Annotated in this window: 10 protein-coding genes; 9 read left to right on the top strand and 1 reads right to left on the bottom strand. The window is 54.5% G+C overall.

Annotated elements, in window-relative coordinates; translation table 11 throughout:
• The first annotated feature begins 5 nt into the window (after positions 1 to 5).
• The 9 genes from ABWV33_RS13660 to ABWV33_RS13620 all read left to right on the top strand — a co-directional run bounded on the left by ABWV33_RS13660 (position 6) and on the right by ABWV33_RS13620 (position 11,105).
• Positions 6 to 1,325 (top strand): multicopper oxidase family protein, encoded by a 1,320-nt coding sequence (locus ABWV33_RS13660; RefSeq protein WP_353331475.1) that lies wholly within the window; start codon positions 6 to 8, stop codon positions 1,323 to 1,325.
• Positions 1,322 to 1,753, top strand: a complete 432-nt coding sequence (locus tag ABWV33_RS13655) for a c-type cytochrome (RefSeq protein WP_353331474.1) — start codon at positions 1,322 to 1,324, stop codon at positions 1,751 to 1,753. Before ABWV33_RS13660 ends, ABWV33_RS13655 begins: the two co-directional genes overlap by 4 nt.
• Before the next feature lie 553 nt (positions 1,754 to 2,306).
• Positions 2,307 to 3,218, top strand: a complete 912-nt coding sequence (locus ABWV33_RS13650) for a LysR family transcriptional regulator (protein WP_353331472.1) — start codon at positions 2,307 to 2,309, stop codon at positions 3,216 to 3,218.
• A 92-nt stretch (positions 3,219 to 3,310) separates the two neighbouring features.
• The gene (locus ABWV33_RS13645) at positions 3,311 to 5,398 is read left to right on the top strand and encodes a hydantoinase/oxoprolinase family protein (RefSeq protein ID WP_353331470.1); all 2,088 of its coding nucleotides are present in this window, start codon (positions 3,311 to 3,313) and stop codon (positions 5,396 to 5,398) included.
• Positions 5,395 to 7,104 carry a hydantoinase B/oxoprolinase family protein gene (locus ABWV33_RS13640; protein WP_353331468.1) on the top strand — a complete coding sequence of 570 codons (1,710 nt, stop codon included), beginning with the start codon at positions 5,395 to 5,397 and terminating at the stop codon, positions 7,102 to 7,104. Before ABWV33_RS13645 ends, ABWV33_RS13640 begins: the two co-directional genes overlap by 4 nt.
• Positions 7,101 to 8,312, top strand: a complete 1,212-nt coding sequence (locus ABWV33_RS13635) for an NAD(P)/FAD-dependent oxidoreductase (RefSeq protein ID WP_353331466.1) — start codon at positions 7,101 to 7,103, stop codon at positions 8,310 to 8,312. The genes ABWV33_RS13640 and ABWV33_RS13635 overlap by 4 nt, the downstream gene beginning before the upstream one ends.
• On the top strand, positions 8,312 to 9,085 hold the full coding sequence (locus ABWV33_RS13630) for an HpcH/HpaI aldolase family protein (RefSeq protein WP_353331464.1): 774 nt from the start codon (positions 8,312 to 8,314) through the stop codon (positions 9,083 to 9,085). Before ABWV33_RS13635 ends, ABWV33_RS13630 begins: the two co-directional genes overlap by 1 nt.
• On the top strand, positions 9,082 to 10,269 hold the full coding sequence (locus ABWV33_RS13625; RefSeq protein ID WP_353331462.1) for a pyridoxal phosphate-dependent aminotransferase: 1,188 nt from the start codon (positions 9,082 to 9,084) through the stop codon (positions 10,267 to 10,269). Before ABWV33_RS13630 ends, ABWV33_RS13625 begins: the two co-directional genes overlap by 4 nt.
• On the top strand, positions 10,266 to 11,105 hold the full coding sequence (locus ABWV33_RS13620; protein ID WP_353331460.1) for an NAD-dependent epimerase/dehydratase family protein: 840 nt from the start codon (positions 10,266 to 10,268) through the stop codon (positions 11,103 to 11,105). Before ABWV33_RS13625 ends, ABWV33_RS13620 begins: the two co-directional genes overlap by 4 nt.
• A gap of 686 nt (positions 11,106 to 11,791) precedes the next feature.
• Here ABWV33_RS13620 and ABWV33_RS13615 read toward each other — a convergent pair.
• Positions 11,792 to 12,733: a homocysteine S-methyltransferase family protein gene (locus ABWV33_RS13615; protein WP_353331458.1), complete on the bottom strand. Its 942-nt coding sequence runs from the start codon at positions 12,731 to 12,733 to the stop codon at positions 11,792 to 11,794.
• Positions 12,734 to 12,866 lie beyond the last annotated feature (133 nt).

The raw sequence follows: 12,866 nt of genomic DNA, 5'->3' as shown, positions 1-12,866 counted from the left end.
ATCCCATGAACAGGCGAGACTTCCTGATCACAACAAGCGCAGCGGCGTTGGTTCCGCGCATCGCGCTTGCATCAGCACCCGTTGAGTTGATTGCACAGCCAGTCAGTGCTCAAATTCTTCCCAAAGGGGAACCAATAACCCCAATGCTTGGTTTCAACGGCAGCACACCCGGTCCAGAACTTCGCGCCCGCCAGGGCGACGTCTTTGACATCCGATTCCTGAACCAGATTAATGAAGGCTCGGCAGTTCATTGGCACGGACTACGCATCAGCAATGCGATGGATGGTGTGCCGGGAATGACCCAAGATGTGGTCGAAAAAGGCGGTGATTTCGAATACCGCTTTCGGGCGCCTGATGCAGGAACATTCTGGTATCACTCACATAACCGATCCTGGGAACAGGTTGCCAGAGGCTTATACGGTCCGCTGATCGTTGAGGAACCGACACCGCCCGATGTGGATCAAGACCTGGTTGTCATGATTGATGATTGGCGCCTGACCGAAAGCGGCGCACTCGCAGATGGTTTCGAGAACATGCACGATCAGGCGCATCAGGGACGGCTTGGCAATTTTGCCCGCGCACTTGTCGAACCGAACGCGCCCATTCGTCTCGGTGATCGCTTGCGTTTGCGGCTGATCAACGTCGCGACGGATCGAATTTTTCCCGTCGAGCTTGCTGGTATTGAAGGCAAAGTGGTCGCTTTAGACGGCATGCCACTTGTCAGCCCACAAGAGCTATCCGGCCTCGTCCTAGCACCGGCCCAACGCGCCGACATCATTGTCGATGTAGTTTCAACCAACTCAGTGAGCATTTTCTTCCCAACACGAGACGCCCCTTACCTGTTGGGCGAAGTCCAAGTTGAGGGGAAGAACACAACGCGGCAACCAACGGACATTCCCACGTTACCCCCCAACAAGGCCGCGCTCCCTGATATAGGTAACGCCGTTTCCCTGACCCTCACCATGGAAGGTGGGGCTATGAGCCGCCGCATGGTGCAGCGTATGACGGGAGGGGGAATTTGGGCGCTCAACGGCCAATCCGGTCTCAAGGATACACCATTCCACAGTTTTGAGAACGGACAAACAGCACGCATTCGTCTGGTGAATGAAACCCGTTTCGCGCATGGCATCCATCTGCATGGGCACCATTTCTTTGAGGTCGGGGGCGACGACAGTCTTGGCGCTTTCCGGGACACTACACTTGTCGAACCAGGCGAGACCCGCGACATCCTTTGCGTATTCGACAACCCCGGAAAATGGTTATTGCACTGTCACATGCTTGGTCACCAGGCGGCAGGTATGAAGACATGGGTGGAGGTTGTATGAAGCACGCTTTGATCTTTGCTGTTTCCAGCTTCGCGACCGGTGCAACTGCCGGTCACGAACTGGATGACCGAGACGTGGTCAATGGTCAAACCCTCTACGCGGAAGAATGTGCTTCTTGCCACGGCGAAAACCTGGAAGGTCAGCCCAACTGGCGTACCCCTGATGCAAACGGAGTTCTACCCGCACCGCCCCATGATGCGTCTGGTCATACATGGCACCACGACAACCAGCTTCTTTTCGAATACACCCGGATTGGTGGCGAAGAGGCGCTGGCGGCGCGTGGCGTCACAGGTTTTGCCAGCGGCATGCCGGGATTTGGAAACGCGCTCGCTGACGGCGAAATCTGGGACATTTTGGCTTACATCCAATCAACCTGGCCAGACCGTGTTAAGGTTATACAAGCTGGTCGCAATCTCCCTCACGACTAGGGAAGCACTGGGTTCTTCGCCGTCATGACCAGATGGGCATGTCATCGCCTCCTCCGAAAGCAGGTAGCAAAGAGCAAAGCCACCCATTGATGCGATGAGCGAAGAGCCGTCGTGGAAATGACCTAGTGGACTGGCGCTCTGCCCCAAAACATCAAACGATGTTGCAGACCTTAGCGAAGGTCTGCTTTCACCAATATTGTTTGCAGTTCTTTGTCCGCTTTGGGCTGGCAGAAGCCATCCATAGGGGTTGGCCGCTTTGCGCAGAAAGCGAAATTAGCAAAGTCACGCGGACGGCTCATCTCCGCCGTTCACGCTAGATCAGCCATGTTGTGATGAAGCCCGTCAAACCGGTCATTCGCTGCAACTGCGCTTTCGTGTTCGTTGTGGAATCAAAGAGCAGGGACAAAGCCGATTTTACTGCCGGAGGAACCAATGTCCGCCTGGCATGCAATACGACAACGCAAATATTGGAAAAGGAAGGTGGTTGTTGCCATATTCGTTGCGAAATAGACAAAGTCGTGCATGATCAAGAAAACTAATCATATGAGAGAAAATGATAAAAAGTCGGATCACACTCAAGCAGCTCGAAGCCTTTTCGTTTGTGGTGGATACCGGGACTTTTAGAGCAGCCGCCACCGCTCTTGGAACAACTCAACCAAATATCTCATCTCGCATATCAGCCTTAGAAGCCGCTTTGGATGTCACGCTTCTTTATCGCGATGCAGGTTCGGTGCGATTGACAACAAAAGGTGCGGAACTCCTTGAGCGGACGCGGGACATCCTTCGTGCGGGTGAAGCATTGCTTGAAGTAGCGGGTCGGCAGGAGCTTATCGAAGAACGGCTGCGATTGGGCGTGACAGAGCTCGTCGCTTGTACTTGGCTACAACCATTTTTGCGTCTGTTGCGGCGAGATTACCCTAATCTTCAGGTTGAACTTGAGGTCGATTTGTCTCGCAGAATTGAAGAGCGCCTGCGGGAAGGGCAGCTTGACCTCACATTGCAGAACGGCCCGTTCGCTTATCAAGCGACAGGCGAACGAATGCTGTCCGGTGAAACGTATGTCTGGGTTTCGAATGAAGAAATAGCGAAAGGTCTTGTGGGAGGAAACTCTGTAGCACGCTTCTTTGAACGGGCTGTATTAACCCACGCCCGCCATACTGCCGCAGGACGGGCCTTGCATGTATTAGCGACTGAACGCGGCTACGACCTAGGGAAGATTGTTCATTCCAGCGCTTTATCCGCGTGTCTTCTCATGGTCAGTGAAGGGATGGGTACGGCGCTCTTGCCAATGTCTCTTGTCAAAGACGAACTAGATAAAGGACGATTGAAAACACTGGATGCCGATTGGATTGCACCACCTCTGGAGTTTTTCGCGCGCTTTAACGCAGATCGTGCACCGCGCTTCGTTGAAAAAGCGAGTGAAATAGCAGCAAGCATTCGGCCAGCCGTTACCAAGGATAACTAAAATCTATCGGGTATAGAAAATCAATTGATTTGATTTTTGGTGGGCTGTGGTCCCATTTGGACGAGTAAATGCTTGTGGCTGAGGAGGTGCACATGAAGGCTGGATCTATTCGAATGGGCGTCGATATCGGCGGTACCTTCACGGATGTTGTGCTTGAAAAGGCTGGAGAGCAGTACTCTGTGAAGGTTCTGACGACTTATGCTGCCCCCGAGAATGCAATCATCGATGGGATGCAAAAGGTCTGTACCAAAGCAGGCGTTGCCCCATCTGAGATCGAGCAAATCATTCATGGGACAACACTGGCTACTAATGCTTTGATTGAGCGGCGTGGGGCCAAGACTGCGTTAATCACGACCGAAGGGTTCCGCGATGTTATTGAGATGCGTACCGAAAGTCGGTTTGAGCAATACGACCTCAACCTCAATTTGCCTGATCCGCTTTTACCGCGTCAGATGCGCTTCACGGTGCCGGGTCGCGTGAACGCGAAAGGCGAAATTCTGGTTGAACTTGAACGCGCTGATGTCGAAGCCTTGGTCGAACGTATTGCAAAAGCGGGCTTTGAAAGTGTTGCAGTTGGTCTGATCCATTCGTATCTAAATCCAAAGCACGAACTTTTGGTGCGCGAGGTTCTGGCCGAAAAGCTGCCAGATATTTCGGTTTCGATTTCCTCCGAAGTCTCGCCTCAGATGCGCGAGTACGAGCGGTTTAACACCGTCGTTGCGAACGCCTATATCAAGCCACTGATGGCTTCTTACCTAGGAAGGCTTGAGGATCGGTTGCGCGGCGAAGGTGTTCAGTGCCGCATCTTTCTGATGCATTCAGGTGGCGGGATTATCTCCATCCAAAATGCCGCCGATTTCCCCGTGCGGCTCGTGGAAAGTGGACCGGCTGGCGGCGCAGTTTTCGCCGCACATATCGCCGCGCGCTATGGCCTCGAAAAAGTGCTGAGTTTTGATATGGGCGGAACCACCGCCAAGATTTGCCTCATCAAAAACCAGACGCCCAAGACGAGCCGTGTGTTCGAAGTCGCGCGAACCTATCGGTTCAAAAAGGGCTCTGGGATGCCAATTTCGATCCCCGTGATCGACATGGTCGAAATCGGGGCGGGCGGCGGCAGCCTCGCCCATGTGGACGGAATGCAGCAGATCCGCGTCGGCCCCGAAAGCGCGGGGTCCGAGCCAGGACCTGCTTGCTACGGCCGCGGCGGCGAGCGGCCGGGAGTGACGGACGCCGATCTGGTGCTGGGCAAGCTAGACCCGGATAACTTCGCCGGTGGGTCAATCACACTGCATCCGGGCAGCTCTGAAGCGGCACTTACCGCTCATGTGGGCGATACGTTGGACATGGACGCGGTTGAGGCTGCTTTCGGTGTGGCCGAAGTGGTGGACGAAAACATGGCGAACGCCGCGCGTGTCCATGCTGTCGAGAACGGCGAAGACCTTAGCGAATACACGATGATCGCCTTTGGCGGTGCTGCCCCGCTGCATGCCGGTCGTCTTTGCGAGAAATTGGGGGTAGAGCGCCTTCTGGTTCCGCCTGGGGCTGGTGTTGGTTCGGCGATTGGCTTTCTGCGGGCACCCTTCAGCTTTGAGGCAAATCGCTCTGTTTATGTGAAACTGAGCGATTTTGATGCAGATAAAATCAAGCATATTCTGTCCGAGCTCAAGTCGGAAGCCACCGGTTTCGTGCGCACCTGTGATGAAGTCAGCCCGATCCTATCTGAGTTCAAGGTTTACATGCGATATACAGGTCAGGGCTGGGAAATCCCAATCGATTTGACCGAGAGCCAAGCCATGAACCCTGATGCAGCCACGTTCGAGGCGCGGTTCGAAGAAGATTACACAAAGCTATTTGGTCGCCCGGTTGCTGGCATGGATATCGAGATCACTGTTTGGTCTGTAAATGCCACGACACCATCCGAACGGGTGACGCGGATTGCCGAAACCGATGGCTGCGCAACGGTCACCTTGAACGGGACTCGGAAACTCTTTGATGCCAGCTCAGGCTGTTATCTCGACGCGCATGTGATCGATCGGACAACGATGGAAACGGGGCAGCGTGCTTCAGGCCCCGCAGCCTTAACCGAGCCTGAAACTACCATCATCGTACCCGCCAGCCGTGATGCCATCCGACAGCCGGATGGATGTATTGATATGGTGACGAAAGGAGCCGCCCAATGACGCAGGAGCATTCTAAAGTCGCCTTTCAGGTTATGTGGAACCGCCTGATCTCGGTCGTGGAAGAACAGGCGCAAGTACTTGTGCGCACCGCGTTTTCAACATCTGTTCGCGAGGCAGGAGACCTGTCAGCGGGCGTTTACGACACCTTTGGAAACATGCTGGCCCAAGCCGTGACCGGTACTCCCGGGCATGTGAACGCGATGGCTGACGCAGTGGCGCATTTCATCCGCCGGATTGGCCGTGAGAACATGTTTGAAGGTGATGTCTACATCACCAACGATCCGTGGGAAGGTACAGGTCATCTGCATGACATTACCATGGTTACCCCGTCCTTTCACAAAGGTGTTCTGGTCGGGTATTTCGCCTGCACTGCGCATATCGTGGATATCGGTGGTCGTGGCTTTGGCGCAGATGCGCAAAGCGTCTATGAGGAAGGCCTCTATATCCCGATTATGAAATTTGCAGATCGCGGTAAGGTAGATGAGACACTTGTGCGGATTATCCGCGGAAACGTTCGTGAGCCAGACCAACTCATCGGTGACATATACGCGCTTGCCACATGCAACGAAATCGGCCACCGCCGCCTGATCGAAATGATGGAGGAGTTCACACTCGACCAATTGAACTGCGTTGCTGACTTTATCCTGGAAAACTCTCGCCGTGCCACAATCGAGGCCATTGCGGCGCTGCCGCAGACCTCTGCTGTTGGCGAAATGACGATGGATGGTTTCGACGAGCCTATCACCTTGAGGGTTAAGATCAGTGTCGAGGGAGACCGGATCGTTACAGACTTCACCGGAACCTCCGGTTTGGACAAAAAGGGCATCAATTGCCCGCTTGTCTACACCAAGGCCTATGCCTGCTACGCGCTCAAGGTCGCAATTGCACCGGAAATTCCGAATAATGCTGCCTCGCTCGCACCGTTCGAAATCACAGCGCCAAAAAACTCAATTGTGAATGCGCTGCACCCCGCACCCGTGGCTTTGCGCCATATCGTGGGGCATTTTGTACCTGACGCGGTCTATGACGCCTTTGACAAGATTGTGCCGGGTCTGGCACCGGCTGAGGGTGCCGGATGTCTATGTAACTTCCAAGTCAGTTTGCGACCCCGCAGCGACGCGCCTGCACCAGCAGATGCACAGCGATCCGAAGTGCTGACCTTCAATTCCGGCGGCTCCGGCGCGCGGCCTGAGCATGATGGTATGAACGCCACCGCCTTTCCGTCAGGGGTTATGACCATGCCCATTGAGGCGACCGAACATGCAGGCCCGGTCATCATCTGGCGCAAGGAGTTGCGGCCCGACAGTGGCGGCGCGGGCAAGACACGTGGCGGTTTGGGGCAGTACATGGAGGTCGGCGCGCAAGAGGGGCATGAGTTCGACATTCAGGCAATGTTCGACCGCAGCCAACATCCAGCACGGGGCCGTCGAGGTGGCCAGAACGGAGCGCCCACAAAGATTGCGCAAGACGACGGGTCGGCCATGCGAGTAAAAGGCAAGCAATTCGTGCCGCATGGTCGCAAAGTGGTCATGGCATTCCCTGGTGGCGCTGGCTACGGAGATCCCGCCGAGCGCTCAAAGGAATTGGTCAAGCGGGATTTGGCGCGTGAATATATCTCGAAAGAGACAGCACAGCGAGACTATGGTCTGTCTGATGAAGAAATCGCAGCGGTCCAGTCAGCGGTCGCAAGGGGAGAAAAGATATGAGCAACCAAAGCCCAACCCAGCAAAGCTATGACGTTGTCATAATCGGAGGCGCCATCATGGGGGCCTCTACCGCGTGGTTTCTGTCTGACAATAAGGACTTCAATGGCTCGGTCCTGGTCATCGAGCGGGACATGACCCTTACAGCCTGTTCCACGGCCCACACGAACTCTTGTATGCGGCAACAATTCTCGACTGAATTGAACGTTCGGATTAGTCAGTTTGCCGCCGATTTCGTGAAGAACATTCGCAGCTATATGGGGGGCGATGAACGGGTGCCCGAGCTTGGTATCCGTTCCTTTGGTTACATGTACTTCGCCGACAACGACGGCTTTGCTGATGTTTTGCGTGAAAGCCAGCAGGTACAATTGGCGGCAGGCGCGGCGACACAGTTGATGACACCGGAGCAAGTAAAAAGGGCTTATCCTTTCTACAACGTCGATGACATTGTGCTGGGATCAATCAACCTTGTCGACGAAGGTTACTGGGACGGGGCCGCAGTAAATGACTGGTGGCGTCGTCAAAGCCGTGAGCGCGGAGTGGAATGGGTCCAAAACGAGGCTGTTGCCATGACCCGCAACTCGGCAGGGACCAAGGTGGAAAGCGTGACCCTTGCATCGGGTGAAGTGATCGCTTGCGGTCAGGTCGTCAATGCCTCTGGTCCTCGAGCAGCGCGAACCGCGAAAATGGCTGGCATCGACGTGCCGGTCGAGCCACGCAAGCGGTACTCATGGATCTTTAAGGCCGAGCAACCGCTTGATCGGGATTTACCGCTCACAATTGACCCGTCTGGTGTCCACGTGCGCGAAAACGGTGGCGGGACATATCAGTGTGGCGGGCATTCCGACGTTGACCCAGCCGTGGATTACGACGATTTCGTGATGGATCATTCCATGTGGGAGAACCACATTTGGCCGATCCTTGCGACCAGAATTCCGCAGTTCGAAGCAATAAAAGTTCAAAGTGAATGGGGTGGCCATTATGCGATGAACACCTTTGATCACAACGCGATCATGGGCCCGCATACAGAATTGTCGAATTTCATCTTCCTCAACGGGTTTTCTGGTCATGGGCTACAACAATCACCGGCCATGGGGCGCGGCACAGCTGAATGGCTGACGCATGGAGAATACCGAGTGCTCGACATGACACCGTTCAACTATGAACGTATCGCTGCAGACCGACCAATCATCGAGAAAGCCATCATTTGATGAAGCTTCCCGAAAACCGGTTCACCGGCGCAATCGCAGCTGGTGAAAAGCAAGTCGGCCTCTGGATCAGCCTGTGCAGCAACTTCGCAGCCGAGGTGGTATCAACGGCAGGCTATGACTGGGCACTGATCGACATGGAGCACAGCGCCAACGACTACTTTAGCGTGTTGGGGCAGTTGCAGGTTTTTGCGGCGTCTTCGACCACAGCCTTGGTTCGCGTAGAGTGGAATGACGCGGTGGCAGTAAAGCGGTTGTTGGATCTTGGCGCGCCGGGTCTTTTGTTTCCGATGATCCAATCGGTGGAAGAGGCCGAACAGGCCGTTGCTGCGACCCGCTATCCACCGCGGGGCATTCGCGGTGTCTCTGGCTCAACAAGAGCGACCGCATTTGGCCGCATTCAGGACTACGTGGCACGTGTTGAGGATGAAACTACTGTGCTTTTGCAGCTCGAAACTTCTGCTGCCGTGGAACAGGCCGAGGCCATTGGCGCGGTCGTAGGTGTAAGTGGCATCTTCTTTGGGCCCGCCGACATCGCTGCTGATATTGGCAAGCTGGGCAAACCGATGGACCCTGATGTGTGGGCCTTGATAAGGCCCGCAGCACAGAAACTAATTGCCAAGGGCATGCCTGTCGGCACGTTGGTCACAGAGCCTACCTTTGCGGCCGAACTGCTGAACGAAGGCTTCACATTTGTGGCGATTGCTACGGATACCGGACTTCTGGCGCGTGCCGCTGACACTGCATTGGCGCAGGCAAAGGGGGCGCTGGTATGAGTTTTGCCACATCGCGTCTCGCATTGGTCAAGCCGTCGGCATCCACCTGGGTCAGCCAAGTTGCGAAAGAGGCCAAAGCGCGAAGCGAAGATGTGATCGACCTCGGGCTAGGTGAGCCGGATTTTGACACGCCCGATCATATCAAAGATGCAGCGCATCAAGCCGCGCTCAGGGGCGAGACTAAATACCCTCCCACTAACGGCACGTTGGAAATGCGGCAAACAATCCTAAACAAGCTGAAACGCGAAAACAATCTCGACTATGCGCTGGACGAAGTGATCGTCTCAAACGGTGCCACTCAAGTGCTCTTCAATACCCTCATGGCGACGCTGGAGCCCGGCGGCGAAGTACTGCTCAGTACTCCCCATTTCGGACGATACAAGGACATCGTGTTGAGGCTGGGTGGCGTACCTGTACCTTTGGCGGGTGCGGGCTTTCGCCTGAAACCTGACCAGCTCTCCAAAGCGATCACGCCCAAGACCCGCTGGTTGCTCTTGAACCAGCCGTCGAATCCATCCGATGCAGTGTATTCAGATGCCGAAATCGCATCGCTTGGCGCTATGCTAGCAGATCATGCGCGCGTGCTGGTGTTGTCCGACGAGATTTACGAACAAATCCTTTTTGATAGACGTATCTCCCATTCGTTTGCGGCGCTCTGTCCGCATCTGAAAGACCACACATTGACAGTAAAAGGTGTCTCAGAGTCCAATGCTATGGCGGGCTGGCGCATCGGCAATGGGGTAGGAGCAAAGGCTTTGATTGCTGCTATGGTCAAGGTCCAGAGCCAAATCAGATCCGGAGCCTGCTCCATTGCCCAGGCTGCCGCTTTAAATGCTTCACAGAACGACGTGCGTCGATTCCGTGCTGCCTTTGAACGTCTCAGGAACCTTGTGGTGGCACGGGTTGCAGATATTCCGGGCCTGACACTTGATCCCACCGGCGGTGCATTTTACGGGCTCATTGACTGTGACGCGCTGATCGACAGCCCGTCTACACCCTTTTCCTCTGACGCCGATGTCACAGCCTATCTATTGAAAGCCGCAGGCGTTGCCGCTGTGCCTGGAAGCACTTTTGATCTCCCCCACTTCTTCCGCATTTCTACGGCCATGTTCGAAGAGGTTTTGAACAAAGCACTTGACGGCATTGCAAAGGCTGTCGCCGACCTGAAAGGACTAAGCCCATGAAAAAAATCGTACTCACCGGTGCTGCCGGTCGACTTGGCTCGTATCTGCGCGAACCGCTATCTAAGCTCTGCGAAGAATTTGTATCTTCCGACATTGCTGACGCTGTGTCGAACCTGGCGCCGAACGAAACCTATGTGAAAGCGGATATCACTGATCTTGACGCCATGGTCGCGCTTTTACAGGGCGCTGAAATGGTAGTGCATTTCGGCGCCGTGGGCGATGAAGCCCCGATGGAGGTGCTTTGGGGGCCGAACTTCTATGGCGCCTATACCGTTTGGGAGGCCGCTTACCGCAACAAACTGCGCCGCGTCGTTTATGCCTCGTCCATCCATGCCGTAGGGATGCACAAAAAGACCGATTTCATTGGCACCGATGCGCCCCATAAACCGGATACGTTTTACGGGCTGGCCAAATGTTTTGCCGAGGATCTCGCCTCGCTTTACTGGGACAAGCGCGGGCTGGAGTCGGTCTGCATGCGCATCCTATCATGCGCCCAGCCCACCAATTCACGCGCTGTGGGCACTTGGCTCAGCTACGACGATCTAATTCACATGGTTGAACGCGCGATCAGCACACCGATCACGGGCTTCAGCGTGGTCTACGGCGTTTCCAACAACGACCGCGTGCCGGTCGACAATGCCAAAGCACAGCACTTAGGCTATTGCCCGAAAGATAATGCCGAACAATTCGCTGAACAGCTTTACACCAATGATGGCCCGCTCGACCCCCTTGATCCAGCCAACACCCATCAAGGTGGCCCCTTCGCGGCAGTAGAGCTTGGACAAAGTGGCATGGCGCATTTAAACTTGAATGTAGACGACACAGCAAAAGATTGATCCCTTAGAAAAGTACTGTTGGCCGTTGCCTCCGGCATGAGCGCTGACAACACAGGGGCTTTGGCTGCAGATGGCTTCGAAGTCGGGCTTCTTTCGTCCTCTTGTCACAGAAAAGCGCTTGCCAAAGAACATGGCGGTGTCGACATCATAGGCCCAACAATTCCGAAGAAGACCTTCAGAAACTAGTCGACGGGGCAGTGGATCAGTGGGGTCGCATTGACTTGTTGATGGACTCTGCGGGTCATGGCTCCCGCGCATCGGTGTTGGAACTGAGTAAAAGAGACTTGCTCAAAAGCATATAAGGTAGGGATTATTTCACCGGGCAGAGTATCGGTTTAATGGTGAATTACTCGATCGGTTCTGTGAACGAATGGGGCTATCCATAGATCGACAGTTGCATTCTCAGATTCGATCTCTCAAGGAAGGGCAGATTTCGCGAGATCGATCAATAGGACGTGTATCTGCAGCGAAAGTCTGCTCTCCGCCCGACGTGTCGATTACCTATGTCCGCTTTGGGCTGACAGCGGTCATCAGAGCGACTTCAAAGGGGCACTGATAACCCAAAATCGAGTGCTGCACAGCCGCAAGTCGGCTTTGAGCCCAATGGCACAGATGCTGCGGCTAGAACCAATGTCTGCATTTCGATGCGCACAGAGGCCGCAGCCACTTGCATTGAGCATACTAAGCTAGAGAGATGGTATGAAGGCGGAGTCAGCAATTTCTGTCATGTGTCTCATATCCGTGCCGCAACAGCCGCCCAGAACTTTTATATGTGGAAGTCGTTTTCGGATATTGTTCAGCGCATGTCCAAGCTCGTGAGGGTTACCCGCGTCCAACTCGGTGGCTTCATCCAGTTCAGCATGACTGCAGCGCGATGCATTGGCGACAATACCCTTTATTCGCTGCATCCAAGCGCCATCTACAAGAGTTTTGTCAAAATGCTCAGGATGCGCGCAATTGATCATAAAGTAAGCTGCGTACCCATCTGTTGCTTCATCTACTTCAGTGATCGCTTCTTCAAGCGATAAGCCTGTCGGTAGCTTTCCGTCAGTCTCGACTGTGAATGCTATCACCACCGGCAATCCGAACCTCCTCGTGGCCCGGATTATTCCAATCGCTTCCGCTGGGTAAGCAAGTGTGTATCCGCTGATTACATCTGCATCAGTTTGCGCCAAAACCGAAATCTGTTCTGTGTGATAGGTTTCGGCCTCGTCCGCTGTCATCTGGTCCGTGGGTGTATAAGCGTCATCGCGTGGGCCGAGGTTGGCGCTGATCAATATCGGGATATCTGTATCGCCTGAACGCATCTCAACCATCAACTCGATTGCCTTTTGGTTCAGGTCCTGAAGCGTCTCGGGATTGTAGCCGATCGCCGCGCCACGATCTCGATTGGCGACCCAAGTCGGGCTTTCCAAGATGACGCCTTTACCTTTTGCCCGACCTAAAGCAACCATGTCGCTTAGATACCCCTTAAGAAGCGTGCGCCCTTCTTGGGTTTCCAAGAGCGGGTAAGAGGCAAACCCGGGCAAATCGATGCCGCGATTGAAGATTAGGTCGGTCTCCATGCCGACATAGGCCAGATACAAATCAACATTTGGATCCAGAACTGAATTATTTTTGGCGGCCATTGCTCTAATGCTCCTTTGGTGTCTCACTCATGATGTTTGTTTCTTTAAGCTTGGATCAGCGTAGCTCGAAGCCGTTTGCGCGGGCTAGTTCAGATTGTGAACTGGTGGTTTGGCATGTGCTGGATTAGGATCA

The organism is Phaeobacter sp. NW0010-22 (assembly GCF_040365955.1).
In the GTDB taxonomy this organism is placed as follows: domain Bacteria; phylum Pseudomonadota; class Alphaproteobacteria; order Rhodobacterales; family Rhodobacteraceae; genus OMPR01.
Note: the sequence above shows the minus strand (reverse complement) of the source record. Positions and strands in the feature narration are given on the sequence as shown.